Here is an 838-nt window from a genome sequence, read left to right on the forward strand (position 1 = left end):
CGGAAGAGGGCGAAGTAGCACCTTCAATAAACATTTGTGCCTGAGACGTGCCAAACGAATTGAAGCGCTCGCTGGACAGAATGCTCTCAAGTTCACGCTGCGACGTTGTACTGTGAGTCACGACGACAAAATATTTTCTCGGGAGGGTTGTACTCGTTTCCATGTCTCTCTCCTAAAATGTGCACCAAAATGGGCGAAAAGATAAATCGGCAGGCGAGCAATGACTTCCTCGGAAGTAATCGACAGGCAGGGTCTGGGCTTAAAATGGCCCTCGATAAGTTCCACTCGTTCTGCTGCTATGTTGTGAAGTTTATTGTTATGGTTCGGTGTAGCCGTGCTCATTCAATGGCTTGATTATAATTAGATGTGAAGTACAACTAGAGCGGTATGGTTGCATATGACGATCCTTCGTAATTATGCAAAGAGGATGGCTGCCCGAGAGTCAGGCAGTCGATATCAGACCCCGCATCAGGCGATAGCCGTAGCCGCGGATGCTCTGAATCGCGTTCGTACCATACATGTCCTTGATTTTTCCACGCAAGCGGCTGATGGATTTTTCCAGCGCTCTCGGATCGTAGAAATGGGTGTTGAGCCCCATGATGCTGGCGATTTCATCATGGCTGAGAATGTGATTGCTGGTCTGCGCAAAGGCTTCCAGGATCTTCATCTCGGCGAACGAGATGTCGAGTTTCTGACGGGGGCTGCCCAGCAGGCAGATACGCGTAGGGTCGAGCGTCAGATTGATATCCCGCTGCCATTCTTCACTGTTGAAGAACTCACCGAGCAGCTCGTCGCCCTCGTCGGCAAGGGTATTGAGTTTGATACAGAAGTCGGCACC

1 protein-coding gene and 1 pseudogene are annotated in these 838 nt (G+C 50.5%); both read right to left on the reverse strand.

What is annotated here, in order from left to right; translation table 11 throughout:
* Positions 1-163 (reverse strand): annotated as a pseudogene (locus HT737_RS32235) (response regulator receiver protein); the annotation flags it as partial.
* A gap of 279 nt (positions 164-442) precedes the next feature.
* Positions 443-838, reverse strand: a 396-nt coding sequence (locus HT737_RS30380) for a helix-turn-helix domain-containing protein (RefSeq protein WP_182404671.1), incomplete at its 5' end; no start/stop codon positions are given.

It is taken from the genome of Pseudomonas sp. MD195_PC81_125 (assembly GCF_014060985.1).
Taxonomy (GTDB): Bacteria; Pseudomonadota; Gammaproteobacteria; order Pseudomonadales; family Pseudomonadaceae; genus Aquipseudomonas; species Aquipseudomonas parakoreensis.